Here is a 15,772-nt window from a genome sequence, read left to right as displayed (position 1 = left end):
CGGGATGCCGGCCACGAACCACCCGACCCACCCGACAGCCATGGAGCACACATGTCTCTCAACCATCGCAACAAAGTCCCGCCAAGCCCCTGGGAGAGCGCCCTCCTGTGCGCCTGCATGGCACTGGGCCTGATGACCCCCTCCTTTGGCGCACAGGCAGCGTCCAAAAAGAACGCCGCAGAAACCGTCGCCAGCGAATCCGTCAAAAAGAAGGGTTCAGTGAAGGTGAAGCACCAGCGCAGCGCGTCGGAAGAAAGCACCGCCGAGCGCGACCGGCGCCTGTACCGGGAATGCCAGGGCCGGCCCAATGCGGGAGCGTGCCTGGGATACACAAGGCGCTAACAAGACCGGGGCGCCAACAAGACCAGAGCCCCTGTTGATCCAGCCCGATGGTGCTGGAACCATTCGCCCCCAGCTCCTCGAAGGGCATTGACCCGCTCAGCCCGAACGGTATTCGAGATTTCAAAGGGCCGAATTTAAAAAACACGCTCTCAACTGCCATTCATCCAACCACAGCACCACGGTAGCCAAAGACACAGTAAATCCATAGCATTCGCCGCAGGCCCCGCACCACCCCCATACAGGAAGTCGCCGCCATGCCGTTGAACCGCCAAACCACCCGCCGCCCCGCGCTTGCGGCAAGCGCCAAAACCAGCCGGCTCCAAGGCTTCAGCCTGGTAGAGGTGCTGATCGTGCTCAGCATCGCGGCCGTCCTCATGGGGCTGGCCGCTCCGGCATTTCAGGGGCTACAGGAATTGCGCCGCCTTGAAGGCCACGCCGCAGAGCTGGCCACAGACATTCAGTACATCCGCAGCGAGGCCGTGACCAAAAACCGGCCAATGCACCTGCGCTTTGGGTCTGACGCGGCAGGCACTTGTTATTTATTGCACAGCGGCAACACCGGCAACTGCACCTGCACCAGCGCCGGGACCGCGCAATGCACCGACCCCGCCAACTCGCCCATGAAAAGCGTGGGCCTGGCTTCCAAGCTGGGCGTGCGCCTGCAGGCCAATGTCACCACCATGCTGTTCGACCCGGTTCGCGGCACCACAACCCCTGCAGGATCAGTCAACCTGATCGCCGACAGCGGCAAAACCATCCGGCATGTGGTCAACATCATGGGGCGCACCAGAACCTGCTCGCCCCAGGGCAGCGTCAGCGGCTACACCACTTGCTGATACCGGCGGCCACTCGTCAGCCAGCAAGGAAACCCGATAGGCGGCCCGGCACAATCGACCAACGGCACATTAGAAACATCTTTTTCGAAACCTTACGCGGCAAAATGAGGGTATGAAAACCTCTATCGCACCACAGGTACGCCGCCAATCCCCCAAGCCCAATGGGTTCACGCTGATCGAACTGATGATCGTGGTGGCGGTTGTGGGAATACTGGCCGCGGTGGCCTACCCCAGTTATATGAGCCAAGTCCGGAAGTCGAGGCGTTCGGATGCGGTGCAAGCCTTGGCCCAGGTACAACAGACCCAGGAAAGGTGGCGAGCTAACAACCCAAGCTACGCCACAACCGCCACGTTGCTGACCACGGCCCTACCAAATGGTCTTGGTTTGACCTCAACCAGCTCTGGCGGGTACTACTCAATATCAATTTCAACGAACGCTGCGGCGGGCTGTACCCCATCAAATTGCTATTCAGCTACGGCAACCGCAGTGTCTGGCAAAAGCCAAGCGAATGACAGCAATTGTTCAACACTGACCGTTACTGTGACGAATGGCAGTGCAAACAACACGCCCAACACCTGCTGGGGAAAATGATGCCAAGGCAAAGAGGCTTCACCCTGATTGAATTATTGATCACCGTGGCAATTGCATCCATATTGATCACCTTGGTTGCGCCGTCCTTTACTGCATATTTCGCCAAGAAACGTGTCGAAGGATTGATAAGCGAACTGGTCACTGACCTTTACTATTCTCGCAGTGAAGCAGTGCAACGCAACACATCGATCCAAATCACCCTGGGCGCTAATTGCTATGTTATCCACGATTTGAAAGCCATTGCTTCTACCGCCTCTTCTGCTACCAGTTGCGTCCAGGCTGCTGGAACAGCTTCGACCATTGGATCTGGGGAAACAGAACTTAAAACCGTCAAGATAGCGGCCGGAAGTCCGGCATCCTTTTCTCCAGGCACTGGAACCATTCTCTTTGATCCTGTACGCGGCATGGCAACCATCAGTAGTGGCACAGACACCATCACGGCGACAAGCAGTATCGGCTCATGGGTTCTGCGCGCAAACATCACCCAAATGGGCAAGATAAAAACTTGCAGCCCTTCCGGACTCGGAAATGTCACCGGCTATTCCACCTGTTGAATGAGGTCTAAAGTGCATCACAGAAAAATTCCAGCTTTGCAGCAAGGCCTCTCCATCATCGAGTTGATGGTTGGAATCGCAATGGGCCTTTTTATTACGGCTGGTGCGATCAAATTGTTTGTAGACAACCTTGGAAGCAACCGGCAACTGCTCCTGGAGACAAGGTTGAATCAGGATTTGCGTGCAGCCGCCGACATTGTGGCGCGTGACCTCAGGCGAGCCAGTTACTGGGAATCTGCAGCAACTGGACTTTGGAGCGCTGGCGCAACCAGCGTCAGCGCAACCAACCCTTATGCGACGATCGACACCACGACGACTAGCACCGTTGTTTACACCTACCAACGACCCGATGTGAATCCCTCAACAAGTGCCAATCTTGGTTTTCGACGAACCGAGACGAATGGTGTGGGTATCTTGCAAATTCAAAACGCAAGCGGAGGCTGGCAGGACATAACCGACCCCAGCTCAGTGAACATCACAAATTTCAACCTTGTTTCGACACCCCGCGCTGTTGAACTCTGGAAATATTGTAGTTGCAGAACAAGACTCCCTGTGAGCAGTGCTTGCGAAGACGCCACACTGAGTGCGGCACCAACCCGTCCACAAATGATCATTCGCAACTACGATTTCACCATCAAGGGCAAGGCCAACACTTCTCAAACATCCTTGAACGAAGCAATCAAGCGCGAAATCCGCGGAACAGTACGTATCCGCAATGATGAGCTGAAAAACCCCAATGGATGTCCTGCGGCATGACGATGATGAAAAATCCATCCATATTTTTCTCCCTTAAATCACAAAGGGGAGCAGCCTCGCTGATAGTTGCAGTTCTGCTGTTAGTCGGCATGACATTGGTCGCTTTTTTTGGCAATCGCGTCTACATTTTCGAACAAAAGACCTCGGCAAATCAATTCCGAGCGACAAAGGCATTTGAGGCTGCAGAAGCAGGTTTGGAATGGGCCATAGGCCAACTCAACGATCCAACGGTCATCGATGCGGCACCCAGTTGTGCTGCAGCCACCACAGGGCTCACCACGAAAACATCATTTCGCGTGCGCTATGCACAGCCAGAGCCACCCAATCCTCTCGCCACCCCACCAAAGCTACAAGGATTTTACCCCCCCGCAAACTCACAAGCGGCATGCAGCATCAGTGCGGCAGGCGCATTGAGCTGTAACTGCCCAGCACCCGGCACCTCCCCCACGATAGGTTCTGCCACAAACGCCCGTTTTCGGGTGGCATTCAATCCCGTGGCAAGCGATCCGCTTTCGTTTGAAGTGATATCAACCGGTTGCACAAGTGAAGACAACGCATGCGACGGATCAACCGCCAAAGCAGATGCCACTGCTATTGTCCGTGCATTGGTCAAAGTTGTTCCCACTTTCGGCAATGCCCCATCCTCGGCGCTCACCACCGGCAGCGCAACCAATATTACTGGCACCTTGTCAGTGGTGAATACTGATTTGTCCACCAACGGCATCACAATCAATGCCGGTACCAGTGTCGTGCAAGGCACATCTACCAGTGTTGTGACAGTACCAGGCACACCGCCAAGTGCCTCGATTCTTGATAATGATGCCTCCTTGACAGCCTTGACGAATGCAGACGCCAACGGTGATCTTTTCTTCCAGTCGTATTTTGGCAAGACGATGGAAGCTTATCGCAACGACTCGCAAACCAAGGTCATCACAGCAGCAGATTGTGCTACCGCCTCGGCATGCGGCGCACTAGTTTCCTCTTGGTACAACCAAGGCTTTCAACAATTTTGGATATATCCAGATGTGCAGTTCACAAACGCCAACCTACCAGAGGCAGGTACGCTCGGAACTGCGGAACGACCTATTTTCTTGGCGGGAGATGGCAATCTGGAATTGAAATCCAATCTTGTCGCCTACGGTATGCTGTATGCAGCCACTGCCTCAGCAACAGAGAATTGGGACTACAGCGGCAGTGGTTCGGGTACGGTTTTTGGCGCACTCGTTTCGCGCGGTAGTTTCAACAAGGGATCGGGCACACTGAATATTGTTTTTGACCCCAAGGTCTTTGGCCTGGGATCAGCCCCTAGCGGCGTACTGGTAAGGGTACCGGGCAGCTGGCGAGACAAATATTCAAATTATTGAAGTAGTGCAGGAAAAACCAACCATGCAAAACATATCAATAAGCAGCGCAACCCACAAAAGACGCAACAGTGGTTTCTCCACCATTGAAGCACTGGTTGCCATGCTGATCCTGTCCTTTGGCATGCTGGCACTCGTCAGTATGCAAAATACATTCAGCCTCACGGCAGATGCAGCCAAGCAACGCAGCGAAGCTACGCGGCTAGCGCAACAAAAGCTGGATGAACTTCGCGCTTACGAACAGGTTGCAGCCGGATCTGGTAAGTTTTCATTCAATGCAAACGTTATCAGCAGCACGTCCGCCACGCAAGAGACATTAACCCCAGACTCCAACACTACATTCTTACGCAGTTGGATCGTCACACCCAACAGCACGGGAATGTACAAATCAGTCAACGTGTCAGTGGCTTGGACAGACCGCCAAGGCGACCAGTCCTTGAGCTTAGCCAGTGTTATATCGCGCTCTGACCCGTCGGAGATCGGCACACTTGGTGTCGGACCTGGCACGACCATCGTGCGCAAGCCGAAAAACCGCAACATCAACATCCCTTATCCGGCAGTTTCCATTCAGGGTGATCGAAGTGCCTTTCAACCGCCAGGGTCAGGTGTTGTTATCGTTTTCGACAACACCACAGGCAATGTGAAGGGCAAATGTACAGGTGCGACGCTTCCCACGGAAGGCGGCACCGTCAACCTGAGTGGTGCGGGTTGCGACGCCGTCGAAGGTTATTTGCTGAGCGGGTATGTTCGCTTTTGCACCAGCAGCAATTGCAGCACATCCAACCAACCCAATGACGCCGGAGCCCAGTATGCAAACGCAGCCGACCCAACATTACCGCTTAACAGCTCAACTCCTCTTGAATTGGCGGATACGACCAACCAAACAACTGGCACCCCAACGTTGACATGTTATTCATCCCGGCAGGTGACACTTAAGAGCAGCGGTGCCAATACAGCGGATACTGGACAGGCAAGCAATGATGTTACAGCACGATTCATTTCCTACGCATGTATCGTCGTTCCCGTAAACCACGACAGCAATGCAAACACTCCAGACCGTTGGTGGGGTCGAGTAACAATCAACCCGAGCAACTGGACGATTGGTAGCGGGAATGCCAATTACAAAGTCTGTCGTTTTACGGCCGACTACGATCTGAGCGGAACCATGTCAAACAACGAGCATCCTCTCTGGTATCGCGGAGTAACGGGTGCATTGGATAGCCAGAATTATCTCGTTGTCAAAGGAGATGCCATCTGTCCAAACGACAAACCGACCGATCCAGTAAATGGAGATTTTGTAAATGCCAATACGGTTGTTCACCAAACCAGTGGAAGCAGCGTGACGGGTTCGGAGCTTTCATTTACGTGCAAGACAATCGCATGCGCTGGAAGCAACAAGGTATCGTTAGAACCATCGACACTCAACGAAGATCTGCCCACCCAGTAATTCTTTGGAACCCACTGATGCTTCAACTCGGTTTTTGGCGTAGTGTGACTTGTGAAGCCCGGTTGTTCACGGCAAGCTGTGCTCCTGGTGCAAAAAACACTGCCAAACTGCGAAATCCATAGCGCCTGCATTACCATGACCGCGCAATGACCACACCAGCGCACTTCACCTCTCAAGCGCTTGGGCTCGCCGCCCAGGCGCTTTTTCTTTCCAACCCCAACCCGCGCGTGGGCTGCGTGCTGGTGGCGCCCGATGGCCGGGTGATTGGCCAGGGTTTCACCCAGCAGGCCGGTGGCCCGCACGCTGAAGTGGTGGCGCTGCGCGATGCGGCGGCGGCCGGGCAGGATGTGCGGGGCGCCACGGCCTACGTCACGCTGGAACCTTGTGCCCACCAGGGTCGCACGGGGCCTTGCTGCGACGCGCTGGTGGCGGCGGGCATTGGCAAGGTGGTGGCGTCCATTGCCGACCCCAACCCCCTGGTGGCCGGCCAGGGCTTTGCGCGGCTGCGCGCTGCGGGCGTGGCGGTGGAGGTGGGGCCGGGTGCAGCCGAGTCGCGCGAACTCAACATCGGTTTTTTCAGCCGCATGGTGCGGGGCACGCCCTGGGTGCGGCTCAAGGCGGCGGCCTCACTCGACGGCACCACGGCATTGCACAACGGCACCAGCCAATGGATCACCTCACCCGCCGCGCGGACCGATGGCCACGCCTGGCGCGCGCGGGCCTGCGCCGTGCTCACCGGCATTGGCACGGTGCTGGACGACGACCCGCGCCTGGATGTGCGCGAGGTGCCAACCCCGCGCCAGCCGCATGTGGTGGTGGTGGACAGCCAATTGCAAACCCCGCCGGATGCGCGCCTTTTCATGGCCGGCCGCACTTGCATGATCTACGCAGCCACCCCAAATGATGAAAAAAAGGCCGCACTGGAAGCGCGTGGCGCCACGGTGGTTTATTTGCCCAATTCACAAGGCAAAGTGTGCTTGCCCGCCATGTTGCGCGACCTGGCCCAGCGCGGCGTGAACGAGTTGCATGTGGAAGCCGGCAACAGGCTCAATGGCTCGTTCGTGCGCGAGGGGCTGGTGGACGAGATGCTGGTGTACCTGGCGCCTACCTTGCTGGGACCAGGCCTGGGCATGGCCCATGTAGGTCCGTTCGATACCTTGGCGCAAGGCCTGGCCATGGACTTCACTTCGGTAGACCGGGTAGGTCCAGACATCCGCCTCGTGGCAAGAGTGCGAGGGCGCGACGCTTTTTGAGCGCAACGGCGCAGGGCCTGTGGGGCCGGCCTTTTTCACCGGCAAGCCAGCTGGCTGCCCTGCCCTGGCGCCCGCAACTGCATGCCACCGATGGCGGCAGCCGCTGCAAAGCCGGCCTGATGAAAGGTGTCGAGCACACGCGCCAGTGCATCAGGGCTGCAGCTCACCAGCAGGCCGCCGCTGGTCTGGGGGTCGGTCAGCAGGTGGCGCTGCCATTCAGGCGCACCGGGCGCCCAGGCCACATCGGCGCCATAGGCGGCCCCGTTGCGTGCCGAGGCCCCCGTGACCACGCCGTCGGCCGCAAACCGCGCCGCGGTCTCAATGATCGGCACCTGGGCCAGCTCCACCTGGGCTGAAAGCCCCGAGCCCCGACACACCTCCAGCAGGTGGCCTGCCAGGCCGAAGCCGGTGACATCGGTCATGGCGTGCACGCCGTCGAGCGCACCCAGGGCAATGCCCACCCGGTTGAGCTGTGTGGTGTAGCGCAGCATGTCGGCGTAGCCGGCAGCATCCAGCAGGCCTTTTTTCAGTGCGGCCGAGAGAATGCCCACCCCCAGCGGCTTGCCCAGCACCAGCACATCGCCCGCCTGCGCGTCGGCATTGCGGCGCACGCGCTGCGGGTGCACCAGGCCCAGGCCCACCAGGCCATAGATGGGTTCGAGCACATCGATCGAATGCCCGCCCGCGATGGGGATGCCGGCATCGCGGCACACGGCGGCGCCGCCTTCCAGCACTCGGCCAATCACTTCGGGCGGCAGCTGGGCAATGGGCATGCCCACCAGCGCCAGCGCCATGATGGGGGTGCCGCCCATGGCGTAGATGTCGGACAGCGCATTGGTGGCGGCGATGCGGCCAAAGTCGTAGGGGTCGTCAACGATGGGGGTGAAAAAATCGGTGGTGGCCACCAGCGCCTGGCTGTCATTCAGGCGGTAGACGGCCGCATCGTCGCTGGTTTCGGTGCCCACCAGCAGTTCGGGTGGCACGATGCCCTGCGGTGCGCGTGCCAAAATCTCCTGTAGCAGGCCCGGCGCTATCTTGCAACCGCAACCGCCGCCGTGCGAGAACTGGGTAAGACGAATGGGTTTTGAATCAACAGTCATGGTGCGCGCGATTGTGCCAGCCGGCCGCCGGCCCGCGCGGGGCAAGGGCTTGGCGCCATGAGCCACCGCGGTCCCGTGCGCGTGGCGGATCGCCATGCATTTCACACCCTGATCGATGCGCGCTCGCCCGCCGAATACGCACTTGACCATATTCCCGGCGCCATCAACTGCCCGGTGCTCGACGACGACGAGCGCCGCATCGTCGGCACCATCTACAAGCAGCAAGGCGCCTTTGAGGCGCGGCGCGTGGGTGGAGCCATGGTGGCAGCCAATCTGGCGCGGCATTTGCGCGCGCAGTTTGCCGACCAACCCGCCAGCTGGAAGCCCCTGGTGTACTGCTGGCGCGGCGGCATGCGCAGCGGCTCGATGGTGACCTGGCTGCGCCTGGTGGGCTGGGATGCCCAGCAACTGGCCGGCGGTTACAAGGCCTGGCGCCGCCATGTGATAGACCGGCTGGCCGCGCTGGCGCCGCAGCTGCCCCTGCGTGTGATCTGCGGCCCCACCGGCAGCGCCAAGACGCGCGTGCTGCAGGCCCTGGCCGCGCGCGGCGCGCAGGTGCTCGACCTGGAGGCCTGCGCCCGCCACCGGGGATCGGTGCTGGGCGCCTGGCCGGGGGTGGAACAGCCCTCGCAAACCGCCTTCGAGACCACCCTGCTGCATGCGCTGGAGCCCCTGGATCTGCAGCGCACCATCTATGTCGAGGCCGAAAGCAGCAAGATCGGTCGCCTGGCGGTGCCCCAGCCCCTGGTGCAGCGGCTGCGCGCCAGCCCCTGTATCGAGATCGCCGCCAGTGTGCCGGCACGGCTGGATTTTCTGCTGCGCGACTACGCCAACCTGGGCAACGACCCGGCCCTGCTGACCCGCCAACTGGGTGTGCTCAAGGAATTGCACGGCAAGCAGGTGATTGCGCGCTGGCAAGAGTGGGCCGAGGCACGTGCGCTGGCTCCGCTGTTTGCCGAACTGGTGGCCTTGCACTACGACCCGCTCTATGCCCGCTCGCAAAGCACGCACCTGCACCAGTGGGCCACGCGGCACAGCCTGGCCAGCGACGATCTTTCTGCGGCCGGCATTGATGCCCTGGCCGAGCAACTGCTGGCGCTGGGTTGACTTCCCCGGCACCGGGCTGCGCTACAGGCTTCACTGGCCATCAACAAAGATCGCTTTTCGCGCTTGCCCGTAAAGCGCCATAGCCATTTTCCATCCCTATTTTTCAAGGCAACGCCCCATGATGGGGCGAACTGGCCGTGCACCTCCATGGCTTTTTTGGCGCGTTTATTGCTTGATTTTGGTGCAAGTCTGGCGCCTGCGTTCAGATTGCACCAGAACAGATCAATTCAGAGCACGAGGAAGTTATGAATGCACACCAACAGGGCGGCGATGCCTTGTTCATATTGCTGGGCGCCATCATGGTGCTGGCCATGCACGCCGGTTTTGCGTTTCTGGAGCTGGGCACCGTGCGCAAAAAGAACCAGGTAAATGCCCTGGTCAAGATCCTGGTGGATTTTTCGGTGTCCACGGTGGTGTATTTCTTGGTGGGCTACGGCGTGGCCTATGGCACGCATTTCTTGGTGGGCGCGGAGGCGCTGGCCCAGCAAAACGGCTTTGCACTGGTGAAGTTCTTTTTCCTGCTCACCTTCGCGGCGGCGATTCCGGCCATTGTGTCGGGTGGCATTGCAGAGCGCGCCAAGTTCTGGCCACAACTGCTGGCAACAGCCGTCATTGTTGGCTTTGTTTACCCGTTTTTTGAAGGTATTGCCTGGAACGGGCATTTCGGCATCCAGGCCGGCATTGCCGCCCTTACCGGCGCCGCCTTCCATGATTTTGCCGGCTCGGTGGTGGTGCATGCCGTGGGCGGCTGGATTGCCCTGCCCGCCGTTCTGCTGCTGGGGTCACGCGCCAACCGCTACCGCAAGGATGGCGCCATCTCGGCCCATCCCCCCTCCAACATCCCTTTTCTGGCGCTGGGTGCGTGGGTGCTGGTGGTGGGCTGGTTCGGCTTCAATGTGATGAGCGCACAAACGCTGGACAAACTGTCGGGGCTGGTAGCGGTCAACTCGCTGATGGCCATGGTGGGCGGCACGCTGGCCGCGCTGGTGCTGGGCAAGAACGACCCCGGCTTTGTGCACAACGGCCCGCTGGCTGGCCTGGTGGCTGTTTGCGCGGGTTCTGACCTGATGCACCCGCTGGGTGCGCTGGTGGTGGGTGGCGTGGCCGGCAGCATCTTTGTGGTGATGTTCACCCTCACCCAGAACCGCTGGAAGATCGACGATGTGCTGGGCGTGTGGCCCCTGCACGGGCTGTGCGGCACCTGGGGCGGCATTGCCGCAGGCATTTTCGGCAGCAAGGCCTTGGGTGGGCTGGGCGGTGTCAGCCTGTGGGCGCAACTCTTGGGAACGGCCATGGGCGTGGTGTGGGCGCTGCTGGGCGGTGCACTGGTGTATGGCGTGCTCAAGGCCACGCTGGGCCTGCGTTTGTCGCAGGAAGAGGAGTTCGACGGTGCCGACCTGTCGATCCACAAGATCAGCGCAACGCCGGACCGCGAAGTGAGCTGGTAAGCCTGCAGCCGCCAGGGCCCGGATGCGCCGTGCCCCGAGAGCTTGGTTTGGTATGTTGAAACGACGGCGCCACGTCTGACATCCACCGGGCGCGCGGCCCGCTACGCTGGGACGCACCCCGCTGGCAGTGCCCGCCACCGATTCATGCCGCTACGCCCACCCATGACCCTCGCCCTTGTTTCCGGCTTTCTCCCCACGCTGCTGCGCCGGCACCGGCCGCCATGGTGGGCTGCCCTGCTCATTCTTGCGCTGGGTGGCTGCGCCGAACTGCCCAAGAATGTAGAGCGCCCCGTCTCTACAGCGCTCGAAACCACGGCCGGCATTCCGCTGGCCACGCTGGTGGACGAGCGCCGCGCGGCGGAAAATGCGCGCCATGAGTCGGGCTTTCTGCTGCTGGCTGGCCCCCAGGCGGCCTATGGCAGCCGCCTGGCCCTGGTGGAAGCGGCACAGAAAACGCTGGACCTGCAGTACTACGCCATCCACGCCGACGCCAGCACCGAGCGGCTGCTGCTCGGTGTGATCGCCGCCGCCCGGCGCGGCGTGCGCGTGCGCGTGCTGCTGGACGACTTTCACAGCACCGGAAAAGACGCGCAGGTGATGCGCCTGGCCTTCGAGCCCAACATCGAAATGCGCATGTTCAACCCGGTGGCGGGCGCCCGCAACTCCACCGTGTGGCGCATGGTCAGCGCCCTGGGCGATTTTTCGCGGGTGCAGCAGCGCATGCACAACAAGCTCTTCATCGCCGACAACGCCATGGGTGTGGCCGGCGGGCGCAACCTGGGCGATGCCTATTTCGGCCACGACACATCGGGCAACTTTGTCGACCTCGATGTGCTGGCGGCCGGCCCCATCGTGAAGGATCTGTCGCGCAGCTTCGACAGCTACTGGAACAACGAGCGCGCTTACCCTGTGCAGTCGCTGATCACGCCCAAAGAGCTGGACGCCCTGCGCTCGTCGCTTGCCACCACCGACAAGGAGCCAGACGCCCGCGCCGGACCTGCCCCGGTGCGCGCGGCCGCCTCCAGCCCGTTGGCCGCGGCCTCCACCCCGGTGGCCCCCGACGCCGACACGGCCGCCAGCCAGTCCCGGCGCAGCCGGGTCTGGGACCACCGGCCGCTCGACTTGAAAGCCGCACGCTTCGTGTGGGCCCCCGCCGTGGTGCTGGTGGACAAGCCGGCCAAGATTCCGGCCGAGTCCTCCGCCGCCACTCAGCCGCTGGTGCCCCAGCCCACCACGCCCTCGCCGGGCATCACGGTGGCGAAGGCGGTGGCCCAGCAGCGCAACGCCAAAACCCCCCGCCCCGGCCCTGCCGGCGATGCGCCTGCCGGCGATGCCCCGGGCGCAGCACAGAGTGCTTCGGCTGACGATCTGGACGCCAGGGAAGACACCGTGGTGGACGGCCTGCTGCAGCTCATGGGCCAGGCCCGCCGCGACCTGCTCATCGTTTCACCCTATTTCGTTCCCGGACCCGAGATCACCGCCGCCTTTGCCGCGGCGCGGGCCCGGAGCGTACGGGTGCGCGTGCTGACCAATTCGCTGGCATCGAATGACGCGCCCATCGCCCATGTCGGCTACGCGCGCCACCGCAAGGCGCTGCTGGCCATGGGCGTCGAACTGTACGAGATGCACAGCGAGGCCACCGACCTGCGCCGGGCCTTCAGCGCCACCGGCGGCAGTGGCGGCAGCGCCGGGTCTTCGCGCGCCATGCTCCACTCCAAGCTGCTGATCATGGACAACCAGCTGCTGGCCGTGGGTTCGATGAACCTGGACATGCGCTCGCAAAAGCACAACACTGAGATCGCGCTGCTGATCCGCAGCACCATGCTGGCACGCCAGGCTGGCACCAGCATCGAGCAGGCGCTGCGCGCGGCCGCATGGCAGGTGGAGCAGCAGGCCGGCGGTGGCCTGGTCTGGCGGGCGCCGCAAGGCAGCAAGCTGCCGGACGCCACCGCCGATCCCGACACCAGCCTGCCGCTGCGGCTGATCTTGTGGCTGCTGGGGCCGCTGGCCCCCGACCATCTGCTGTAGCCCGGCCTCAAGGCTGCAAGCCAGCCACCCAGGCGGTGATGGCGCGCTGATCGGTCATGGTGCGTACCTGCTGAAAGGCCTGCTCGGCCTGCGGGTGGCGGCGGCGCAGCAGATTGAGCCATTGCTTGAGCCGGCCGGCCCTCTGGCGTGGCTCCAGGTCGTTGCACACCAGTTGCCAGAACGCCGCCAGCTGCGGCAGCAATGCCGGCCACGCCACCGGGTCGGTGCCGGGCTGACCCCGGTCTGCAGCGCGGATGGCGCGGGCCAGGCCGGGGTCGGCCACCATGCCACGGCCCAGCATGAGGGCGTCGCAGCCCGACTCCGCGCGGCAGCGCTGCGCATCGGCCACGGTCCAGATCTCGCCATTGGCCACCACGGGAATGCGCACGGCCGCGCGGATGGCCGGAATCTGCTCCCAGTAGGCGGGCGGGCGGTAGCCGTCGGCCTTGGTGCGCGCATGCACCACCAGCTCGCTGGCGCCGCCGGCTTGCATGGCCTGCGCGCACTCGCGCGCCAGGCTCGCATCGTTGAAGCCCAGGCGCATCTTGGCCGACACCGGCAGGTGGGCCGGCACGGCGCGGCGCACGGCGGCCACCAGCGTGGCAATGCGTTCAGGCTCCTGCAGCAGCGCCGCGCCGCCGCCGTGGCGGTTGACCACCTTGGCCGGGCAGCCAAAGTTCAGGTCGATCCCCTCGGGCCCCAGCGCGGCCAGGCAGGCCGCGTTGTCGGCCATGCACGCCGGGTCGGAGCCGAGCAGCTGCGCGCGCACCGGCACGCCCGCCAGCGTGCGCCCGCCATGGCGCAGCTCGGGCAGGTAGCGCAGAAACACCTTGTCGGGCAGCACGGTGCCGGTGACGCGGATGAACTCGGACACGCAGCGGTCCACGCCGCCCACGCGGGTCAGCACATCGCGCAGCACAAAATCCAGAAGCCCCTCCATGGGGGCGAGCAGCAGGGTCATGGGACGGTCCACCCGCCAGGGCAGGCCGGAGGATTTTCAGAGGAAATTGACAAGAAAACACACCCTTGCGCTTATGCAGAAGGCGCCAACAGCTACTATAAACATAGCAAAACAACACCCCACCGAAGGCCGCGGCAGAGCCCGCCATTGTGCGGCAGTCCGGCGCGTGGACCGGCCGGCCATGCCGGGCGCCAGGCAGGTCATGACAGCGTCATCGCGCGCTGCTGGAATGCGTGCACTCCCCTTCCGTGATCCGCGCACCCATGTTGCTCCAACGAACCGAAAAAGCCCGCCGTGAACTCTCGCCCGGCGTTCGCACCCTGAGCCTGCGTGAACGCTCGCTGCTGTTGCTGGCGGACGGCAGGCCCCTGGCCGAACTGCAGGCCATGTACAACGGAATCGGCGCGCAGATGGTGGAGCACCTGCTGCGCGAGGGCTACCTCACCGATCTGGCCACCACCGACGCCACAGGCACTGCCGCCCCCGCGCCACCAGCGCCCTCCGAACCGACCGAAGCCCTGCGCTCCCTGGCGGGCACGCGCATGTACCTGTTCGATCTGTCCGAGCGCCTGTTTGCCCGCCGCGACCCCGATCTGGCCCGCGCCTACCACGCGGCCCTGCGCGCAGCGCGCGACCGCCAGAGCATGCTGGAAGTGGGCGAAGCCCTGATTGCCGAGGTGGCCAAGGTGGCCGGGCCGGAGCGCGCCGAGGGCATCCGCGAACGCCTGGAGCAGCTACAGCCGCCAGAACGCGCGCTGTCGGCCGCCATGAGCGACTGAGCAGGCAGCGCAAACCGATGCACCGTCTCTCTCACATGGACGGGGGACAGGCGCGATTCAGGCCGCCGCCAGGCGCCACAGGGAGGTGACTTCCGCCGCGCGGGCCGCGTGCAGGGCATCGCCCGCGTCGGTCGCCTTGGCGTGGCGCGGGCGCATGTCCGCGCGGCCCAGCACCTGCAGGCCGGCCGCGGCGATCCAGCCCAGCAGCTGTTCGCGCGAGCGCAAGCCCAGGTGCTCGGCCAGGTCCGACAGAATCAGCCAGCCCTCGCCGCCAGGCTCCAGGTGATCGGCCAGCCCCGCCAGAAAGCCCCGCAGCATGCGGCTGCCCTCGTCGTACACGGCATGTTCAATGGGCGAGCTGGGGCGTGCTGGCACCCACGGCGGATTGCACACCACCAGCGGTGCGCGCCCGGCGGGGAACAGGTCCACCGGCTGCAGCTCGACCTGCGGCAGCACGCCCAGGCGCTGCAGGTTGTCGCGGGCACAGGCCAGCGCGCGCGGCGCGTTCTCGGTGGCCACCACGCGCTGCACGCCGCGGCGCACCAGCAGGGCCGACAGCACGCCCGTGCCCACGCCGATGTCAAAGGCCAGCGCCTTCGACGGCAGGGCCGCCGCGGCCACCAGGTCCACATATTCGCCGCGCACGGGCGAAAACACCCCGTAATGCGGATGGATGCGGTTGTTCGGCGCGGCGCCCAGCGCGGGCACCTCCACGCCCTTCTTGCGCCACTCGTGCGCTCCCACCAGGCCCAGCAGCTCGCGCAGCGAGGCCACCGAGCGCTCGCCTGTGGCGGGGCCCCAGGCTTCGGTGCAAGGCTGGCGCAGGTCGGGCGCACGGCGCAGCGCAATGCCGTAATCGCCCTCCAGCGGGATCAGCAAGGCCGACAGCACGCGTGCGCGCTGGGCCTGCGCCTGGCGGTGCAGGTGAAACACCTCGGCCGCCGTGGCCGCCGCTATCTTCTGGGCGGCCTTGGCCGCCGCCTTGGGCGGCTTGCGGTCCACCCGCCGCATGAGGGCCTGCAGCAGCAGGCGGGCATTCTGGAAGTCGCCCTGCCACAGCAGGCCGGTGCCTTCACAGGCGAGCCGATAGGCCGTGTCGGCAGGCAGTGTGTCATCGGCCACCACCACGCGGCGCGGCGCGGCCGCCCCGCTTTCGGAGCGCCAGCGGGCTTCGTGGGCTTGGCCCGAGTCGCTCCAGGAGATCATGC

The 15,772-nt window shown here is 63.1% G+C and carries 15 protein-coding genes; 12 read left to right on the top strand and 3 right to left on the bottom strand.

The features are described from left to right. The first annotated feature begins 51 nt into the window (after positions 1-51). The 8 genes from AC1Q5S_RS08130 to ribD all read left to right on the top strand — a co-directional run bounded on the left by AC1Q5S_RS08130 (position 52) and on the right by ribD (position 7,141). The gene (locus AC1Q5S_RS08130; protein WP_303836183.1) at positions 52-342 is read left to right on the top strand and encodes a hypothetical protein; all 291 of its coding nucleotides are present in this window, start codon (positions 52-54) and stop codon (positions 340-342) included. A gap of 254 nt (positions 343-596) precedes the next feature. Next, positions 597-1,178: a GspH/FimT family pseudopilin gene (locus AC1Q5S_RS08125; RefSeq protein WP_303836181.1), complete on the top strand. Its 582-nt coding sequence runs from the start codon at positions 597-599 to the stop codon at positions 1,176-1,178. 112 nt (positions 1,179-1,290) lie between these two features. After that, positions 1,291-1,770 carry a type IV pilin protein gene (locus AC1Q5S_RS08120; protein WP_303836180.1) on the top strand — a complete coding sequence of 160 codons (480 nt, stop codon included), beginning with the start codon at positions 1,291-1,293 and terminating at the stop codon, positions 1,768-1,770. After that, positions 1,698-2,324 carry a GspH/FimT family pseudopilin gene (locus AC1Q5S_RS08115; protein WP_303836178.1) on the top strand — a complete coding sequence of 209 codons (627 nt, stop codon included), beginning with the start codon at positions 1,698-1,700 and terminating at the stop codon, positions 2,322-2,324. The genes AC1Q5S_RS08120 and AC1Q5S_RS08115 overlap by 73 nt, the downstream gene beginning before the upstream one ends. A 12-nt stretch (positions 2,325-2,336) precedes the next feature. After that, positions 2,337-3,080: a PilW family protein gene (locus tag AC1Q5S_RS08110; RefSeq protein WP_303836176.1), complete on the top strand. Its 744-nt coding sequence runs from the start codon at positions 2,337-2,339 to the stop codon at positions 3,078-3,080. Continuing rightward, positions 3,077-4,444 carry a PilX N-terminal domain-containing pilus assembly protein gene (locus AC1Q5S_RS08105; protein WP_422204958.1) on the top strand — a complete coding sequence of 456 codons (1,368 nt, stop codon included), beginning with the start codon at positions 3,077-3,079 and terminating at the stop codon, positions 4,442-4,444. The genes AC1Q5S_RS08110 and AC1Q5S_RS08105 overlap by 4 nt, the downstream gene beginning before the upstream one ends. 22 nt (positions 4,445-4,466) lie before the next feature. Beyond that, positions 4,467-5,888 carry a hypothetical protein gene (locus AC1Q5S_RS08100; RefSeq protein WP_492238606.1) on the top strand — a complete coding sequence of 474 codons (1,422 nt, stop codon included), beginning with the start codon at positions 4,467-4,469 and terminating at the stop codon, positions 5,886-5,888. Between the two features lie 146 nt (positions 5,889-6,034). Next, positions 6,035-7,141 (top strand): bifunctional diaminohydroxyphosphoribosylaminopyrimidine deaminase/5-amino-6-(5-phosphoribosylamino)uracil reductase RibD, encoded by a 1,107-nt coding sequence (ribD, locus tag AC1Q5S_RS08095; protein ID WP_492238605.1) that lies wholly within the window; start codon positions 6,035-6,037, stop codon positions 7,139-7,141. A 35-nt stretch (positions 7,142-7,176) separates the two neighbouring features. Here the strand turns inward: ribD and selD are convergent, their stop codons facing one another. Continuing rightward, positions 7,177-8,241 carry a selenide, water dikinase SelD gene (gene selD, locus AC1Q5S_RS08090; RefSeq protein WP_492238604.1) on the bottom strand — a complete coding sequence of 355 codons (1,065 nt, stop codon included), beginning with the start codon at positions 8,239-8,241 and terminating at the stop codon, positions 7,177-7,179. Between the two features lie 57 nt (positions 8,242-8,298). Here selD and mnmH point away from each other — a divergent pair, with 57 nt between their 5' ends. The 3 genes from mnmH to AC1Q5S_RS08075 all read left to right on the top strand — a co-directional run bounded on the left by mnmH (position 8,299) and on the right by AC1Q5S_RS08075 (position 12,824). Beyond that, the gene (mnmH, locus tag AC1Q5S_RS08085; protein ID WP_303836168.1) at positions 8,299-9,348 is read left to right on the top strand and encodes a tRNA 2-selenouridine(34) synthase MnmH; all 1,050 of its coding nucleotides are present in this window, start codon (positions 8,299-8,301) and stop codon (positions 9,346-9,348) included. A 245-nt stretch (positions 9,349-9,593) separates the two neighbouring features. Continuing rightward, complete coding sequence (locus AC1Q5S_RS08080) at positions 9,594-10,796, top strand: ammonium transporter (RefSeq protein WP_492238603.1); 1,203 nt, start codon at positions 9,594-9,596, stop codon at positions 10,794-10,796. Positions 10,797-10,958: 162 nt separating this feature from the next. Continuing rightward, entirely contained in the window at positions 10,959-12,824 is a 1,866-nt protein-coding gene (locus AC1Q5S_RS08075) for a phospholipase D family protein (protein WP_492238602.1), read from the top strand. Positions 12,825-12,831: 7 nt separating this feature from the next. Here AC1Q5S_RS08075 and AC1Q5S_RS08070 read toward each other — a convergent pair whose 3' ends face one another. Then, complete coding sequence (locus AC1Q5S_RS08070) at positions 12,832-13,785, bottom strand: tRNA dihydrouridine synthase (RefSeq protein ID WP_303836163.1); 954 nt, start codon at positions 13,783-13,785, stop codon at positions 12,832-12,834. Positions 13,786-14,048: 263 nt separating this feature from the next. Between AC1Q5S_RS08070 and AC1Q5S_RS08065 the strand changes: the two genes are divergently transcribed. After that, on the top strand, positions 14,049-14,564 hold the full coding sequence (locus AC1Q5S_RS08065; RefSeq protein ID WP_303836161.1) for a hypothetical protein: 516 nt from the start codon (positions 14,049-14,051) through the stop codon (positions 14,562-14,564). A gap of 57 nt (positions 14,565-14,621) precedes the next feature. On the opposite strand, the gene AC1Q5S_RS08060 is transcribed toward AC1Q5S_RS08065, so the two are convergent. Then, positions 14,622-15,770 (bottom strand): methyltransferase, encoded by a 1,149-nt coding sequence (locus tag AC1Q5S_RS08060; RefSeq protein WP_303836159.1) that lies wholly within the window; start codon positions 15,768-15,770, stop codon positions 14,622-14,624. Between the last annotated feature and the right edge of the window lie 2 nt (positions 15,771-15,772).

Source organism: Acidovorax sp. GW835-FHT14B10, from assembly GCF_058793725.1.
Note: the sequence above shows the minus strand (reverse complement) of the source record. Positions and strands in the feature narration are given on the sequence as shown.